The 16,743-nt window shown below is 69.4% G+C and carries 13 protein-coding genes; 2 read left to right on the forward strand and 11 right to left on the reverse strand.

What is annotated here, in order from left to right:
* Positions 1-189 precede the first annotated feature (189 nt).
* Positions 190-3,051, forward strand: coding sequence for a TonB-dependent receptor (locus J2X41_RS12500; RefSeq protein WP_310082222.1), 2,862 nt, complete (start codon positions 190-192; stop codon positions 3,049-3,051).
* Positions 3,052-3,074: 23 nt separating this feature from the next.
* Complete coding sequence (locus J2X41_RS12505) at positions 3,075-4,481, forward strand: glycoside hydrolase family 43 protein (RefSeq protein WP_310082224.1); 1,407 nt, start codon at positions 3,075-3,077, stop codon at positions 4,479-4,481.
* 72 nt (positions 4,482-4,553) lie between these two features.
* On the opposite strand, the gene J2X41_RS12510 is transcribed toward J2X41_RS12505, so the two are convergent.
* The 11 genes from J2X41_RS12510 to J2X41_RS12560 all read right to left on the reverse strand — a co-directional run bounded on the left by J2X41_RS12510 (position 4,554) and on the right by J2X41_RS12560 (position 16,298).
* Positions 4,554-6,452: a glycoside hydrolase gene (locus J2X41_RS12510; protein ID WP_310082225.1), complete on the reverse strand. Its 1,899-nt coding sequence runs from the start codon at positions 6,450-6,452 to the stop codon at positions 4,554-4,556.
* A gap of 329 nt (positions 6,453-6,781) precedes the next feature.
* On the reverse strand, positions 6,782-7,168 hold the full coding sequence (locus J2X41_RS12515) for a MerC domain-containing protein (RefSeq protein WP_310082226.1): 387 nt from the start codon (positions 7,166-7,168) through the stop codon (positions 6,782-6,784).
* Between the two features lie 297 nt (positions 7,169-7,465).
* Positions 7,466-7,663, reverse strand: coding sequence for a hypothetical protein (locus tag J2X41_RS12520; RefSeq protein ID WP_310082227.1), 198 nt, complete (start codon positions 7,661-7,663; stop codon positions 7,466-7,468).
* A complete protein-coding gene (gene zigA, locus J2X41_RS12525) occupies positions 7,654-8,880 on the reverse strand; it encodes a zinc metallochaperone GTPase ZigA (protein ID WP_310082228.1) in 1,227 nt (408 codons plus the stop codon). Before zigA ends, J2X41_RS12520 begins: the two co-directional genes overlap by 10 nt.
* A 291-nt stretch (positions 8,881-9,171) precedes the next feature.
* Complete coding sequence (acpA, locus tag J2X41_RS12530) at positions 9,172-10,848, reverse strand: acid phosphatase (protein WP_310082229.1); 1,677 nt, start codon at positions 10,846-10,848, stop codon at positions 9,172-9,174.
* A gap of 23 nt (positions 10,849-10,871) precedes the next feature.
* The gene (locus J2X41_RS12535; protein ID WP_310082230.1) at positions 10,872-12,836 is read right to left on the reverse strand and encodes a M1 family metallopeptidase; all 1,965 of its coding nucleotides are present in this window, start codon (positions 12,834-12,836) and stop codon (positions 10,872-10,874) included.
* A 70-nt stretch (positions 12,837-12,906) separates the two neighbouring features.
* Positions 12,907-13,389 carry a DUF3299 domain-containing protein gene (locus tag J2X41_RS12540; RefSeq protein ID WP_310082231.1) on the reverse strand — a complete coding sequence of 161 codons (483 nt, stop codon included), beginning with the start codon at positions 13,387-13,389 and terminating at the stop codon, positions 12,907-12,909.
* The gene (locus J2X41_RS12545) at positions 13,386-13,853 is read right to left on the reverse strand and encodes a hypothetical protein (RefSeq protein WP_310082232.1); all 468 of its coding nucleotides are present in this window, start codon (positions 13,851-13,853) and stop codon (positions 13,386-13,388) included. Before J2X41_RS12545 ends, J2X41_RS12540 begins: the two co-directional genes overlap by 4 nt.
* 2 nt (positions 13,854-13,855) lie before the next feature.
* Positions 13,856-15,088, reverse strand: a complete 1,233-nt coding sequence (locus J2X41_RS12550) for an ABC transporter permease (protein WP_310082233.1) — start codon at positions 15,086-15,088, stop codon at positions 13,856-13,858.
* Positions 15,085-15,750: an ATP-binding cassette domain-containing protein gene (locus J2X41_RS12555; RefSeq protein ID WP_310082234.1), complete on the reverse strand. Its 666-nt coding sequence runs from the start codon at positions 15,748-15,750 to the stop codon at positions 15,085-15,087. The genes J2X41_RS12550 and J2X41_RS12555 overlap by 4 nt, the downstream gene beginning before the upstream one ends.
* Positions 15,741-16,298 carry a hypothetical protein gene (locus J2X41_RS12560; protein WP_310082235.1) on the reverse strand — a complete coding sequence of 186 codons (558 nt, stop codon included), beginning with the start codon at positions 16,296-16,298 and terminating at the stop codon, positions 15,741-15,743. The genes J2X41_RS12555 and J2X41_RS12560 overlap by 10 nt, the downstream gene beginning before the upstream one ends.
* Positions 16,299-16,743: the final 445 nt, after the last annotated feature.

The raw sequence follows: 16,743 nt of genomic DNA on the forward strand, positions 1-16,743 counted from the left end.
AAGAGGTCAGGCCAATTGTCCGACCAGGACAACCTCCTGTTTGGGCCGTCAGTCCTTGCATTCAGCGCGAAACCCCTCATCAGAGCGCAAGGACAATTGGAAAGCCCACTTGTCATGATCATAATTGTCGGACAAGAATAAAGCCGAGCCCACGCATAGACGCGGGACGCTTTAGGGGAAGGAAGTCTCATGTCGATTCAATCCACCACGCCGCGCGTCCATTCGGCGGCCCGTCGCGCCTGGCTGCTGTCGGCGGCGACGACGGCGCTGATCCTTGGCGCGGCTTCGGGCGCGCACGCCCAGGCGGCGGCGGACGCGCCCGTGGCGACTCAAGCCGACGACAACCAGGTCGAGGAGATCGTCGTCCGCGGTATCCGCGCCAGCCTCGAGAAGGGCTTGGCGGTCAAGCGTCAGGCGTCCCAGGTCGTCGAATCCGTCGTGGCCGAGGACATCGGCAAGCTGCCGGACAACAACGTCGTCGAGGCTCTGCAACGGGTTTCGGGCGTGCAGGTCACCAACCGCTCGGGCGGCGAGGCGGCGGCGATCTCGATCCGCGGCATGCCCGACATCACCACCACCTGGAACGGCCGCAACGTCTTCACCGCCTCGGGCCGCCAGTTCGCCCTGCAGGACATTCCGGCCAACCTGGTCAAGCGGATCGACGTCTACAAGACCCGCGCCGCCGAGCAGATCGAGACCGGAATCGCCGGCCAGGTCGACGTCCAGACCCGTCGCCCGTTCGACTTCACCGGCCCCGCCGTTTCCCTGGCGGCGCGCGGCATCTGGCACGAGCAGGCCGACAAGATTAATCCCAACCTCAGCGGATTGGTCAGCAACCGCTGGCAGATCGGAACCGCCGAGGTCGGGGCCCTGCTCAGCGTCAGCTACGCGCGCACCAAGTTCCGTGACCAGAGCGTCACCGCCGGCGCCCTGGTGCCGTTCATGACCGCCACGCCGGCGGCGGGCTGGACCCCGCTGGAGCGCATCCAGCCCACGGACGCCCGCGCCCCCGGCCAGCAGCTATGGACGCCGGGCAGCAACAGCGGCCTTCCCAGCGCCGCCGGCTCGACCATGACCATCAACGGCGTGGCGACGCCCTATCTGCTGTCGCGCGACGCGGTGTTCGCCAGCGACTTCTACGGCGACCGCAAGCGCCCGGCCGTCAATCTGGCCCTGCAGCTCGCGCCGAACGACCGCTCGGAATACACGTTCGAGTTCTTCTACGACGGCTACCGCAACACCACCTTCAACAGCCTGCTGTTCTCGTTCGTCGACTGGTGGGGCGACCTGGGTCCGAACCCGGCCTCGACCTACTCGCTGTATCCCGGAACCAACATCATCAAGTCGCGCACCGCCGGTTCGGTCTACGGCTTCAACAGCGGCGACCTGACCAGCGCCAAGACCGACAGCTATGTCTACGCCCTGAACGGCAAGTGGGACATCGGCGACCGGCTGCAGGTGACCGGCGATTTCTCGTATCAGAACAGCGAATACAGCTCGCAGTTCCTGGCCATGCGCACCGACCGCGTCGCCAAATCGATCTCGGTCGACTTCAATCCCGGCAACGGGGTGACGGCGTTCAAGTTCGACAACAACGCCCTGTTGACCGACCCGGCCCAGTGGAACGTCGCCCAGTTCTACGACAACGCCAACCGCAACAAGGGCGACGCGATCACCCTGTCGTTCGACGGCGTCTACGACGCCGACTGGGGTCCCCTGAAGACGCTGAAGTTCGGCTATCGCTTCGACGACCGCAGCGCCTCCGAAGCCCAGCGCAACCAGGACGGCTTCCTGGGCCGGCCGCTCAGCACGTTGGACAAGGGCCTGCAGTTCACCAACAAGGACTTCTTCGACGGCCGCTCGGACGTCCCGACCTCGTGGGTGCTGGCCAACGGCTACTACCTGCGCGACCACGCCACCGACATCCGGGCGCTCTACAAGACGGTCAATCCGAACTTCAAGACCACCGACCAGTTGCAGCTGTTCACAAACTTCAACATCGACGAGGCCACGACCGCCGCCTACGCCCAGGCCGACCTCGAACACGAGCTGTTCGGACGTCCGCTGAAGGCCCAGGCTGGCCTGCGCTATGTCAGCGTCGATACCGACATGGCCTTCAACGACCAGCTGACCGGGGCCCAGAAGCTGACCTCGGCCAAGGTCGACGACCTGCTGCCCAGCTTCACCGTGCGCTACGACATCGCCAACGACGTCACCCTGCGCTTCAACTACGGCAAGACCCTGCGGCGGCCGAACTTCACCGACCTGAACCCGAACTTCACCCTGACCGGCGACCTGACCAATGTCGGCTACGGCTCGGGCAACGGCGGCAATCCCGACCTGAAGGCCACCCGCGCCACCAACTACGACCTGACCGCCGAGTGGTACTTCGCGCCGGCCAGCGCCCTCTACGCCACCGCCTTCCGGCGCGAGATCGACGGACTGGTGGTGCCGCTGCGTCGCCTGCAGACCATCGCCAACAGCGGCCAGAACACCAACTCGTTCGTGATCAGCCAGCCGGTCAACGCCTCGGACGGCGTGCTCAAGGGCCTGGAAGTCGGCCTGATCTACTTCCCGGACTACCTGCCGGGCGTGCTCAAGGGCTTGGGCGTCCAGGGCAGCCTGACCAAGCTGAAGTCGTCGCAGAACGTTCCGTTGACCAATGCGGCCGGCCAGATCATCGGCGAGCAGGAGACCTCGTTCTTCGGCGTCTCGGACTTCTCGTACAACGTCACCCTGGCCTATGAGCGCGGTCCGATCGGGGCGCGCCTGTCCTATGTGTGGCGCGACAACTTCCTGAACAACAACGAGGCCGCCCTGTTCGCCAACCCGATCGGCATCTGGCGCAAGCCGGAGAAGAGCCTCGACTTCCAGCTGAGCTACCAGATCCGCGACAAGGTCTCCGTGACCTTCGACGCGGTGAACCTGACGGACGAGCTGAGCCAATCCTACTATGCATTCGGCGACGCCGGCGGACCCAAGACCGACAACTTCGGCTCGACCATCCTCAGCCGGACCTTCGCGGTCGGCCTGCGCTATTCGTTCAACTAGCCGGGCACGGCAGGAGCAGCACGATGACCTTCGATCCCACGCCCTCGCGCCGCGTCCTGCTGGCCGGCGCCGGAGCCCTGGCGGCGGCGGGCCCCGCCGTCGCCCGGGCCGCTTCGGCCCCGGCTCCGTCGAACCCGCTGGTGCGCCAGCGGGCCGACGCCCTGATCTTCAAGCACCACGACGGCCAGTACTACATGACCGCCTCGGTGCCGGAGTACGACCGCCTGGCCATCCGCCGGTCCCCCACCCTGGCGGGCCTGGCGACGGCGAAGGAATCGGTCGTCTGGCGGCGGCCCAAGACCGGCAAGCTGGGCGGCTATATCTGGGCCCCCGAATTGCACGAGATCGACGGCCGCTGGCACATCTATTTCGCGGCCGGCGACGCGGACGAGCCCTTCCACATCCGCACCTATGTCCTCCGCTGCCTGGACAAGGACGCGCTGACGGGCCGATGGGAGATGGCGGGCCAGTTCCAGACGCCGTGGGACACCTTCACTCTCGATTCCACGATCTTCAGCCACAAGGGCGTGCGCTACGCCCTGTGGGCGCAGCAGGAGCCGGGGATCAAGACCAACAGCAACCTGTACCTGGCGCCGCTGGCCAGCCCGACGACCCTGGCCAGGCCGCCGGCCCGCCTGACCGTGCCGACGCTGGACTGGGAGATCCGCGGCTTCAAGGTCGCCGAAGGCCCCGCCCCGCTGATCCGCAACGGCAAGGTCTTCATCAGCTATTCGGCCAGCGCCACCGACGACCGCTACTGCCTGGGCCTGCTGGCCGCCGACGAGAACGCCGACCTGATGTCGCCGGACGCCTGGAGCAAGTCGCCCGAGCCGGTGTTCGTCTCGTCCGAGGAAACGCGCGTCTGGGGGCCGGGCCACAACTCGTTCACCGTCGACGAGCAGGGCCGCGACGTGCTGGTCTATCACGGCCGCGACTACAAGAAGATCCAGGGCGACCCTCTGTTCGACCCCAACCGCCACACGCGGGTTCAGCGCCTGTACTACAAGGCCGACGGGACGCCTGACTTCGGCGTGCCGGTGGGCGCGGGCGCGGTCCCCGACCGCTTCGCGCCGCTCGACCGGCCGGGCGCCTTCCTGCGCCACGAGGGAGAGCGCCCTCTGGTCGGAGCCGGTCCGCTGCCGACCACCCAGTTCCGTCAGAAGCCCGGCCCGGCCGGGACGGTGTCGCTGGAGCCGATCCTCAAGCCGGGTCACGTGCTGAGCGTCAGCGCCGGCGGCGCCGTCGCGATCGTCCCCGCCGGCGGCGACCCAAAGCGCGCCAGCTTCCGCCGGATTCCCGGCCTGGCGGGCAAGGGCGTCTCGTTCGCGGCCTTGAACGGAGGCTGCCTGCGCCATCGCGACGGCGCCGTCGTGGTCGCCCCGGCGCAAGACGCCGCGGGCCGGGCGGCGGCGACGTTCCTGGTGACGTAGGACGGACCCGGCCGTCTCGTGGCCTGTCATCTGTCGCCGTGAAGGGTCGTCGGCGTCGCGCCCTCGACGTCGTCAAGGCGGGTCGGCTGGCGGACAGAGATCGACCGGAACCCGCTTCGGCCGGGTCACCCGCACGCAGTCCGGGGCCAGGTTCCGCCACGTCGTCTCGCCGAAATTGGCGATCAGGACGCGGCCGTCGGCATAGCGCGCCTCTTGCACCAGGCGATCGGGCGTAAGCCAGCGGAAGGCCGTCAGGGGGACAGGCGCGCCCGCGCCATGCGCCTGCCGGAAATCGTCCTGGGCCGCCTTCAGCCACGGCCCGACGCGCGCCAGTTCGCGCCGGTCGAGGTTCCATATCGTCGGCGTGCCGTAGAGCAGCGAGCGCGCGAACCGCCGCCGCGTCTCGCTGGGAACCTTCATCAGGCCGAACTCCCAGCGGTCGAGGGCGACGACCGAGTCGTGGAACACCGCCTCGAACAGCGGCAGGCGGTCGGCGGCGCCGAAGAGCGCCCGCGCCTCGTCCGGCGTCGGCTGGAACGGCGCGAAATAGATGCCCTGCCGTTCGGGGGGCCAATAGCCGCCGAACCGCTTCTGGTCGGCGTGGATCGGCCAGATCGCCGAAGCGTGGGCCTGGGCCGTGCCGTGGGAATAGTGGGCCACGCCGCTGCTCCAGGCCGTGACGTTCTCGGAGCCCAGGACAAGCTTGAACCTGTCGATGGCCAGCCCCAGGCGCGCCAGGCGGTTGGCGCGGTCGCGCGCGAAGGACATCGGGTGGTCGGGGCTGAAATCCTCCACGAAGTCCCCAAACGCGTCGACGTCCACGAACACCTGGCTGGCGCCGTCGGCGGTATGGCCGGCATAGCGCTGGGCCGGCACGAACGGTCCGCGTCGGCGGACGATCGCCTCGCTCGACAGCTCGCAGCCGCGATTGGCGAAGCCGACCACCACCTTGCCGGCCGCGTCCTGGACGCAGCCGGCCGGATAGAGGTCGTCACTCCAGACGGCAGACGGCATGTCGGCGGTCGCGGCCGGCTGGGCGTTGTCGAAGGCCTCGTAGGGCCCCGCCAGGTAGCCCAGCGCCCTGGCCTTGGCGAGATAGGCCGGCCCGACGAGGTGCTTCTGGGTTCGGGGGTCCTGGTCGTAGCTGAGCACCATGCGGTCGACGCCCAGAGTTTTCAGGTCGTCCAGGAAACCGAGGTCGCGGCCGTCGCCCCAGACATAGGCGTGCGGCGCGGCGAACAGCCGGGGCAGATCCGGCGTCGCCTTGTCCGCGAAACTCTTGAACTGGCCCCGCGTCTTCAGGACCTGGCGATAGAACAGCGCCGGGGCCAAGGGCTCGGGCGGCCGCAACGCCAGCAGCAGGTCCAGCGTTTGGGCGCCGTCGCCGAAGTCGTGCCTCAACCGGGCCTGCAGGCCGTTCTCGTCATGCAGGCACAGCTGCGACAGCAGGCCATCGCCCAGGGCGTAGGTGGCCGCCCAGGTTCCATCCAGATGGCTCCAGGCGGGAAAGGACAGCAGGTTGGTCCCGCCCAGGCATCCTTCCTTGCGGTACGCCGCGCGCCAGAACGCATCGTCGGCCCGGTAGGCCATGCCCTCCCCGTCGGGGATCAGCCAGGTCCCGCCGGTCGCCGCGGGCATGGACCAGGCCAGTCTGGAGCCTTTCGGGCCGGAGATTCGCAGGCGCAGGGCCTCGCCCTCGACGGCCAGCGCGAACGCGCGGCCCTCGGCGTCCGTCCAGCGCCAGCCGTCCCCGTCCGGCGCGACCGTCACGGCCTCGGGCGCGTGCAGCGGCGGCATGAGGGGCACGGCCGCCGCGCCGTCCGGTCGCGCCTCGATCTCCAGCGTGGCGGGATCGACGGCGTAGGCGATGGCCCCGGCGCGCAAGCGGATCGGCTCGGCCGTCGCCGTCGCCGTCGCCGTCGAAGCCATCAGTCCGATGATCGCGGCCAATGGGAGCGGCGTTCGGATCATGGCTGCCCCTTGACTGCGCCGACGGACCGGATCCGCGCCGGAAACTCCCGCTCGCGCCCCTACTAGAAAAATGAAGCCCTGCTCCCCGCCGCGACCTGCGCCGAACCCAAAACGACCCTCGGCGACTTCGGCCAAAGCCTCCGCCAAGGAAGCAGCCTTGGAAATCTATCCGGAGATTACAGATCCAGAAATCGCATCATTTTTCGGGGCTGACCCAAAGCCTGCTCATGTCGAGGTCTCCGTGACAGGGCGCCGCTCCGCGGGACCGCTGGTCGCCAATTGCGACCACCGCTCGATCCAGGATCGGTTCGAAGGCGCGACGGTCCAGGTCATGAACACTCGTGGTGAGCGTGGCGCCGCCGCCAATTTAGGATGTGCGCCGTGGCCAGGATGACGCCGCCGATCACCGTCAGCGGACGCTCCCACCCGGCCGACGGGACCTCCAGGGCGCCGGCCAGCATCAGGCCAAGGCCCAGGGCCGCCAGGGCGACGAACGCCCAGGCGTGCGGTCGAAGCGTGCGCCAATCCACCAGCGCCGTCAGCGCGATCGGCGCGGCGGCGCAGATGAACGCCACATGCACCCATTCGGCATGGGCCCACGCGCCCAGGAACGGCAGGGCCAGCGCCAGCGCCGGCAGCGCCAGGCAGTGGACGAGGCAGAGCGCCGACAGGCCGATCGCCGAGGCGTCCATGGCGCGCGCCAGGGTCATTTTCATCTCAGGCCTCCCTTCCAACTGAAAAACATCGGTCGCCGCCACGCCTCCGACGCCGACGCCGACGCCGACGCCGACGCCGTCCAGGGCCGTCCAGGGCCGTCCACGTCCACAGGGCGTGGCGATAGGCCTGCCGGTTGGCGTCGATCGCGAGCCAGGCCTCGAACGCCGCGGCCTCCGCCCCAGCCAGACCTCGCGAATCCCGGCGAACGATCCAGTAGGCGGCGGCCTCGTCGGGTTTCATGCATCGCGCTCGGCTCCAGCTGATCAGACGGCTTGCCGCGAAGACGGCCCGCGGGATCACAGCGGCTCGCAAAAATAGACCCGCCGGGGCCTCTCGCCCGGCTCGCCCTCTCCGAAGGCTTGCGGCGGGGCGAACCGGTAGAGGACCAGCAGCCATTCGGCGTCCTCCAGGCTCAGTCCCATGACCGACACCACCCAGGCCGAGCTCGGCTCCTGATCGTCCTGCAGGCAGGCGAGACTGGCGGCTAGTCCCATGACGGGAAAGGGTCCGGAAGCTTGGTCCAGGCCTTGGGCCCGAAGCCGAACTGCAGGTCCGACAGCAGGCAGTCGTCGAAACCGCGGGTCAGGGCCTGCCGATCCATGTCCTGACCGATCAGGACGATCTCCTGACGCCGATCGCCGTGCCTGGGCTTCCAGACCTTCTCGATCGCGCCTCGCCACGCCGGATCGTCGGGCCATTGTTCGCGCGGCGCGGTGGCCCACCAGCGACCGTGAGGTCCGCACTGGGTGACCGCGCCGGCCTGGCTCCAGCCGCCGACGCGGTCGTATCGCGTGGCCAGCCAGAAGAAGCCCTTGGAGCGGATCACTCCGGGCCATTCTCTGCCCAGCCAGGCCTTGAGCTTCTCCGGATGGAACGGCTTGGCCGCCCGGTAGACGAAGTGGCCGATGCCGTATTCCTCGGTCTCGGGCAGGACCTCGCCCATCAGGGCCTTTTGCCACCCGGCCGCCCCTTGGGCGCGCTCGTAGCTGAACAGGCCGGTGTCGAGCACGGCGTCCAGCGCCACCGCGCCCCGTTTGGCGTCGACGATCCGCGCGTCCGGGTTGAAGGTGGCGATGACGCCGCGCAACCGGCCCAGGTCGTCGGCCGAGACCAGGTCGGTCTTGTTCAGCACGATGACGTCGGCGAACTCGACCTGCTCGACCAGCAGGTCCACGACCGTGCGATCATCGCCCTGCCCCGCCGTCTCGCCGCGATCGGCCAGTCGGTCGCGCGAGCCGTAGTCGCGCAGGAAGTTGAAGGCGTCGACGACCGTGACCATGGTGTCCAGCCGCGCCACGTCCGACAGGCTCTGGTCGGCCTCGTCCCGGAAGTCGAAGGTCGCCGCCACCGGCATCGGCTCGGAGACCCCCGTAGACTCGATCAGCAGGTAGTCGAAGCGCCGCTCGGCGGCCAGACGGCGAACCTCTTGCAGCAGGTCCTCGCGCAGGGTGCAGCAGATGCAGCCGTTGGACATCTCCACCAGCGTCTCGTCGGTGCGCGACAGGTCGGCCCGCCCTTCGGCGACGAGGGTGGCGTCAATGTTGACCTCGCTCATGTCGTTGACGATCACCGCGACCCTCTTGCCCTCGCGGTTGCCCAGCACATGGTTCAGCAAGGTGGTCTTGCCGGCCCCCAGGAACCCCGACAGCACGGTGACCGGCAAGCGCCGGTCGATCCGGCCTGGACGCGACGCGGTTGGAACCTCGGTCATGGGGACACCTAAGAATGTTATAATATAACGCTCATAACCAGCGACGCCGGAGGCCGCAAGGGCTATTGTTATAACATAACACTCGTGCTTAAACCGTCGGGTCTCGCCGCGAGGAGTCTCGATGTCCTCCCCCCCATCGGTCGTCGCCAGTTGCTCCTGTTCGGCGGCGGCGCGCTCCTCGCGGCGGGCGCTCCGGCCCTGGCGCGGGCGGGCCCGACGGCGGTCCTCCTCCCTTGGCGTGGCGGTCGCAAACTCAGGGCGCGGCCGGTTAGGCCTTCAGGTCGAGGATGGTCATAGGGCCAGGGCGGCCGTCAGGTCGCCCGGCGCGACGCCCCCCGCGGCGACCATGGCCCGGTCGCGCGCGACGATCCCGGGCAGCGGCTCCAGGCCAAAGCGGCGGTTGAGGAACCGCTGGATCGAGCCGGTGTCATAGAGCGTGTGGTCGACATGGCCCTTCCGGGCGTGGGGCGAGACGACCACTGTGGGAATGCGCGTGCCCGGCCCCCAGCGGTCCCCTTTGGGCGGCGCCACATGGTCCCACCAGCCGCCGTTCTCGTCGAAGGTGACGATGACCAGCATCCTGTCCCACTGCGGTCCGCTTTTCAGGGCGTCGATCGCGCGGGCGATGTGGCGGTCGCCGGCATCGACGTCCGAATAGCCCGCATGCATGTTGAGATCGCCTTGCGGCTTGTAGAAGGTCACCGCCGGCAGCCGCCCGGCCGCGGCGTCAGCCAGGAACCGGTTGGTGCGGGGACTGTCGCCCAGGCCGGCGTCGCGCAGTCGCCTGGCCCGCTCGGCCGTGCCCGGCGCGAAGCTCCTGAAGTAGTTCAGCGGCTGGTGATGGGCCTGGAAGTTCGGCTTGGCGGGAAACAGGACCTCCTGGTCCTGGCCGCCGGCCAGGGTTGCGCCCCAGGCGCCGGCGTACCAGGCCCAGTCGACGCCCTTGGCGCTCAGGCGATCGCCGATCGTGGCGTGGGCCTGCGGCACGAGGGTCGTCGGCTGGGACGGGTCGGCGAGGTCGGGGTCGGCCTTGTCCCGGCTCCAGCTGGGCGCATAGGGCGGGGCCATGGTGTTGACCGCCCAGAAGTCGGGGGTCAGCGTGCTGGGGCCAAAGCGCGGCCGCCCGTCCAGGGCGCTGGCGGGCGAGTCGACCAGGGGCTTCAGCCGCGCGCCCTGGGGATCATCGCCCTCGACCTGGGCGATGACCGCCCTGGCCGGGCTGGCGGCCGCGTCGGGATAGAACGGCGGCTGGGCGGCGACCAGGTACTGGTGGTTCAGGAACGAGCCGCCGAACGCGCCCATGAAGAAGTTGTCGCAGAGCGTATATTGCTCGGCCAGCCGCCACAGGCGCAGGTTCACGGCCGCGTCGCCATAGTGGCCCATGACCATCGCCCCGCTGTCGCCCCAGGCGACGAACTGGTCGTTGCGCCCGCCGTTGATCTGCATCTGGTTCTGGTAGAAGGCGTGGACCAGGTCGCGGGTGACCACCCCGTGCGGCAGGGGATCGCCCGCCTGGGTCTTCAGGGCGAACGGCGCGTTGGCCTGCGGCGGCAGGTCCCCCTCGGCGATGTGGTAGCGCCCGTGCTCGACCACCTGCTCGTGCGGGACCAGGCCGCCCCAGATCGGCGGCAGGCGGTCCAGCACCTTGCCGTCCCGGTCGCGTTGCCGCGCCCTTTCCGGCGGCAGGTCGGCCAACGGCTCGCGTAGTCCCGGGAAGCCCGCGAACAGGTTGTTGAAGCTGCGGTTCTCGGCATAGATCACCACGATCGTATCGATGGTCTTGGCCAGGCGACGATCGATCTCGCGCGCTGAGGGTCGGCCAGGCCCGAACACGGCGGCGCTCGCCTCCTGGCCGCCCAGGGCCGCGCCGGCCAGGGCCACGGCCCCGAACAGGCGACGGCGGGACGGGTCGGCGGGCTTGGACGCCGCGTCGCCCGCGCGCTCCGGATCGCCGGGTTTCTTGGTCATGGAGGTCTCCTGGCGCGGGGGGATCAGGCCGCCGGCGTGCGCCGCTGGCTGTTGTTGGTGCGGTCGCGGTCGGGGATGCGGTGATCCGGGTCGATCACCGCCTCGACCACGGGCGAGGCGGCATCGATCGCGAAGACGTGCGATCCCGATTGCATCCAGGTCTCGACCGGGACGCGGATGTCGCGCCGGGTTCCGTCCTGGAAGGTCACCCGCAGGGTGGCGGGCAACACCAGCTGGCCGCGGTTCTCGACCGTGACTCGCGCGCCCTTGGCCGGGCCGCTGTCCTGGACGATATCGGTCACGCCCATGTCGAGCGTCCAGTTGTTCAGGTACCAGCCGCGCCAGAACCAGCTGAGGTCCTCGCCGCCGGCGCTCTCCATGGCCCGGAAGAAGTCGCTGGGCTTGGGATGCTTGAACGCCCAGTCGGCGATGAACTTGCGGAAGGCCGGATCGAAGCGGTCCGGGCCCAGGATGTCCTCGCGCAGCAGGGTCAGGCCGAACGCCGATTTGAAGTAGGTGATCGGGTGACGGTACTTTTCCCTGATGGTGTCGGCGCGCGACAGGATCGGCGGCGCCGCCGCGTCCTCGAGGATCTCGGCGATCTGGTCGGCCGGCGCGCCGGGACCGGGAGCGTATTCCGAATCCCGCTTGGGTCCGTAGACCCCGTTCTCGAAGGCGTCGGACTCGTAGACGTCGATGAAGGTGTTGAAACCCTCGTCCATCCAGGCGTCGCGCCGCTCGTCGAAGCCGACGATCATCGGAAACCAGGAGTGGCCGATCTCATGCGCCGAAATCCAGAACAGGGTCTTGCCCGCATCGTCGACGCCATCGAACACGATGCCGGGATATTCCATGCCGGTGGCGGGCCCGGCCACGTTGATGGCGTTGGGCCAGGGGTAGGGGTACCAACGCGTCGAGAACTGCTCGACCGCGTGTTTCATGTACTCGGTCGAGCGGCTCCAGGCACCCTCGCCCACGCTTTCGGGCGGATAGACCGACTGGGCCAGCGCCGCCTTGCCATCGGGCAGGTTGATGCGGGCGGCGTCCCAGACGAAGCCGCGCGAGGCGGTGAAGGCCACGTCCCGGGTATCGCTCATGTGGAAGCGCCAGGTCTTGGTTCCCTTGGCGGGCCCGGTGGCCGCGACCTCCTGCGGCGTGCGGATCATCACGGTCTGGTCGCTCCGGGCGGCCTCCGCCAGGCGCGCCCGCTGTTGGGCGGTCAGCACGTCCTTGGCATTGGTCAGCGCGCCCGAGCCGGCGACGATCATGTCGTCGGGCACTGTGACGGCGTAGTCGATGTCGCCGTATTCCAGGTAGAACTCGTTGGCCAGGTACGGCAGCGTGTCCCAGCCGCGGACGTCGTCATAGACGGCCATGCGCGGATACCATTGGGCGATGTCGAAGATCTCGCCGGCGCTCGACGATCCCCAGGCGGTCCGGCCGCCGAACAGGCCGGGCACGGTATAGTGGTAGCGGACCTTCAGCTTCAGCTGGCCGCCCGACTTCAGCGCCTTGGGCAGGGTGACACGCATGCGGGTGTCGTCGACCAAGAACGGGACCGCGCCGACGCCCTCGATCTCGACCGCCTCGATCGCATAGCCGTCGGTGAAGGCCTTGCGCGGCCGCCCGCCCTGGGCGCCGGCTCGGGAGTCGGGGCGATAGACGTTCTGGTCCAGCTGCAGCCACAGCATGTCCAGCGTGTCGGGGCTGTGGTTGACGTAGGTGATGGTCTCCTGGGCCGACAGGGTCTTGGCCGCCGGGTCCAGTCGCGCGTCGATGCTGTAGTCGACCCTGTTCTGCCAATAGGCCGCGCCCGGCGCGCCGGCCGCGCCGCGCTGAGCGGTGGGCGGCGACGGCAGGCTGAGTGGCGCGAAGGTCTTGAGCGGAACATACGGGTTCGTCTCCCGCGACGAGGCCGCGACCTGGGCTTGGGCGAGCGGCGCGGCCGCGAGACTTGCGGCCAGGGCCAGGGCGGAGATCCGGATCAAAGCTTGGCTCCCGACTTGGCCGAGCCGGTCAGCAGATTGCGCATCTTGGAGGTCCCCCATGGCGGGCGGTTCAGCCGCCCTGATCGAGGCGGAAGAACAGGCCCTTCTCGCCATTGTTGGTCAAGGTCATGCGGCCCGACAGGGTGATCATCCCGCCGGTCAGCTTGACGCCCGGGCGGCTGATCACCTCGACGACCTCGTTGGGCTCGCCGGGCGGGCAGAAGAAACAGACGGGCGTATAGCGCGCGAGCAGGAAGTGCTTGGACCTCTGGGCCGTATCCATCGGCAGCATGAAGCCCGACAGGGTCACCTGTGTCCCGTCCAGCGCCTTCACCTCGGGCGGAAAGTTGGCCGTGTAGATCCCGCGCCTGGCGTCCTCGCCGATCCTGGTCTTGCGCAGCGTCGTCCATAGCGGCGCGGCGGATTTGGGCAGCCTCAGCTGGGCGCTGCGCTCGCCCGGCGCCTGGCCAAAGCCGGACTGGGCCTGGACCGGTCCCGAAAGCGCCAGGACGGTCAAGAGGCTCGCCAGGCCGATGGCGTGACGCGGGCTCATCGGGTTTCGGCCTCGTCGAGTCGATAGAACATGCCCTCGGCGCTCGACGAGACCAGCTTCAGCCGGCCGGTGAAGGTCACCTCGGCCTGGGTGTAGGTCACCGGCTTCCTGGCGAACACCTCGACGGCCTCGCCGATCTCGTTGGGCGGGCAGAACGGGCAGCCGGTGTTGCGTCGGGTGACCACGAAATGCCGGAACGACGGCGTCGCCTCCAGCGGCAGCAGGTAGCCGCTGACCGTGAACGGCTTGCCCTCGGCGGCCTGGATGGGCTTGTCGAAACTGGCGACATAGAGCCCCTTGGCCGCGTCGATCTTGAACCGCGTGCTGGTCTTCAGCAGCATCCAGATCGGCGCGTCGTCGTGATCGGGGACCAGCCCTTGCGGCGGCGCTTCGCGGGTCATGGCCGTCAGGCCAAGGCAGGCCACGGCGACAGCGATCCGCGAGGCTTTGGCGAGCGACGGCATGGTCATGACCTCAGGGTCTGGGCGGGCTGGACGCGGCCGGCGACGATGGCCGGGACGAGGCCGGCCACGACGCTGAGCAGCAGGGCGCCGGCCAGCAGGGCCGCGTCGCCGAGGCCTGGCGCAGGCAGGGCGATGGCCAGGCCGCCGTCCGCGGCCGCGCGCGAAGCGGCGAACGCGGCCGCGGCGCGACCCAGACTCCATCCGGCCAGGCCGCCGATCAGGCCCAGGGCCAGGGCTTCCAGGCAGACCAGGCCGAACAGCAGTCCCCTGCCCCCGCCCAGGGCGCGCAGCAGGGCCAGCTCCCGGCGCCGCTGGCTGACCGCCGAGAACAGCGCGACGAAGAAGCCCAGCGCCGACAGGGTCAGGAGGCCGGCGCCAAAGCCGCTCATCACCCCCGCGCCGGTCCCGAGCATCTGGTTCAGCCGCGCGGTCTCGATGGCCGGCACGGCCGTCTGCAGGTTGGGCTGGGCCTGCAGCAGCCGGGGCAGCATCAGCGCGCCCATGGCCGAACGATAGGTGACCAGCACCGCGGTGACCTCACGGCCGCTGGGCGAGCGGTCGACGTCGGTCGGATCGACCGCCTGTCCCGCCGCCAGGGCCTGGGCGTGCTCGGCGTTCTCCCGTTCGTGGACCTTCCAGACGCTGGCGGTGTCGGTCAGCACCAGCCGGTCGATCACCGCGCCGGTCGGCCTGAGGATCCCGACCACCCGGTAGGGGCTGTCCTTGTGGGTCTCGCCGCCGGGCGACAGGCCATGGTCGCCGACGAAGGTGTCGCCGATCCGCAGCCCCAGGCGCTTGCCGGCCTCCGCGCCCAGCACCGCCTCCATCGGCCGCCCCCACCAGCCGCCCAGAGCCAGGCCCGCGCCGTAGATCGAGCCATAGGCCGGGCTCGTGCCGACGATGCGCAAGCCTCCGACATTGTCGCCCAGCGAGATCGGCACGGCCCGGCGAACCATCATGTTGCGCGACAGCGCCTGGGCGGTCTCCAGGGGGATGTTCCCGGTCGGCGCCTCGATCTGGTAGATCGAACTCAGGATCAGCTGCATCGGCGCGCCCTTGGCCCCGACCACCAGGTTGATGTCGGCCAGGTCGCGGGTGAAACGGCTGTCCAGCCCCTGCCCCAGGTCGAGCACGGCGGTCACCACGGCCACGCCCAGCGCCAGGGTCAGGGCATGGAAGGCCCAGGTCAGCGGCTTTTGCCGCACGAAGGCCAGCATCAGTTTCAAGAGGGTCATGCGCCCGTCTCCATGAGAGGGGGCGCGTCGACCGGTTCGGCCTCGACCGACACGTCGATCCGAGCTTTCAGGCGCTGGTCGTGGGTGGCGATCAGCAGGGCCGCGCCGGTGTCCCTGGCGGCCGCCAGCAGCAGATCGCAGACCCCGTCGCAGGCCGCGTCGTCGAGGCTGGCGGTCGGCTCGTCGGCCAGGATCAGCTTGGGCCGCAACAACATGGCCCGGGCGATCGCCACCCTCTGGGCCTGGCCGCGGCTCAGGCGCTCGGCCGGCCGAGCGGCGTGGTCGGCCAGTCCCAGGCGCTCGAGCAGCGACACCGCCGCTCCGCGATTCTGGGGCAGGCCCGCGGCGAACGGCGCCAGCAGGACGTTGTCGAGCACGCTCAGGCCGGCGAACAGGTGCAGGTCCTGGAAGATCAGCCCGATGCGCTGGCCGCGAAAACGGTCGAAGTCGCCTCGCGACAGGCCGGCGAGATTGACGTCGTCGAGTTCGACGACGCCGGCGTGGATGCGCGCCAGCCCCGCCATGGCCAGCAGCAGGCTGGTCTTGCCCGAGCCCGACGCGCCCAGCAGCAGCGCCGCCTGGCCAGGTTCGACCCGCAGCCAAGGCAGCCGTGCGACGGGTCCGGCCTCGTAGCCCGCGGCGAGATCCTGGATCAGGAGCATGCGCGCGCCCAGTCGCGGACCTGGTCGACGCCGAGCAGGCCGATGCGCAGACCGCAGGCACGGCCGGCCGAGTCGTAGGCGGCGCTCAACGGCAGACGCGGCGCGCCCCGGCCGAGCGCCGACAGCGTGGCGGCCGGATCGTCCCGCAGTCGCCAGGCGTGGCGGGGCGCCAGGCCCATGGCCTTGAGCTTGGCCCGGGCGGTCGGCGCGTCGTCCAGGGCCACCAGAGCCAGGCGCGCATGACCGCTGGCTGCCTCCAGCTGGCGCAAGTGGCCAAGCTCGACGAGACACGGCGCGCAGTCGGCGCGCCAGAACACCAGGATGGTCGGCCGCCCCGACAGCACGGGCGGCGGTCCGGATTCGTCCAGAGGGATTAACCTCAAGGCGGGAATGGCGGCGTGGGCGGCGTCGAGGCCGCTGGCCGCCAGGACCGAACCCATGGCGACGAGCGCGGCCAAGGCGCCCCACCCGTTCAGCTTGTTCGGCGAGCCGAAGTCGAGCGCGGGCCCCCTGAGATGCTTGAAGCGCGAGACAACGCCGCGCCCCATGGCCGCCCGCGGCGCTCCGACAGCCCGGACCTGCTCTTCGGGACCGAAATGCCGCACACGCCGTCCCAAGCCAGGACTCCGTCACCAGCGCGGACACTCCGCGCCATAATGTTATGATATAACATTATGTCCCACACAAGCGGAAATTCCAAAGCGATGACAGGCGTTCAGAAGGCGCCCGCCACCATGCGGCGTCCCCACCAGGAAGGCTTCTCGACCGCCATCAGGACAGGCTCGCCTTGCGTCAGTTCCGGAGATTCGAACCCCTCCTGGAACACGACCTCCGCACGGCGAACGCGGGCGCACAAATACGGCTGCCATCGAGAACACGAGTCGCCGTCAGCGATTTGAGATGACCGGGAAAGCTTAACCTTGCGAAGTCTTCATATCCGAAGCGCGGATGTCGCTCATCGGCGACGAGATCTCTCCAGTCGGTCATCTCGCT

This window comes from Caulobacter sp. BE254, from assembly GCF_031457295.1.
Lineage (GTDB): Bacteria > Pseudomonadota > Alphaproteobacteria > Caulobacterales > Caulobacteraceae > Caulobacter.